1 pseudogene is annotated in these 231 nt (G+C 74.5%); it reads right to left on the minus strand.

What is annotated here, in order from left to right:
- A pseudogene (locus ACQG3P_RS25070) lies at positions 1–231 on the minus strand (hypothetical protein); the annotation flags it as partial.

Below are 231 nucleotides of genomic sequence, written 5' to 3' on the forward strand. Positions count from 1 at the left end.
CTTGGCGGCCTCGCTGTAGCGCAGGGTCCCCGCCTGGTCCTGGCTGCCGGGCAGCAGCGCCACGCCGGATTCCCCCCCGCCCTTGGGCAGGATGGGCAGCGCCAGCGCGGGCTGTGCATTGCCATTGAACAGGGTTTCCACGGCCTGGCCGTAGTTGCCCCCCGCCGGCGGCCAGCCGCGGCCGATATCGGTCGTGCACGCGGCGGACGCGCCGGGCGCAACGACCAGCGA

It is taken from the genome of Stenotrophomonas sp. SrG (assembly GCF_050031795.1).
Classification (GTDB): domain Bacteria; phylum Pseudomonadota; class Gammaproteobacteria; order Xanthomonadales; family Xanthomonadaceae; genus Stenotrophomonas; species Stenotrophomonas rhizophila_A.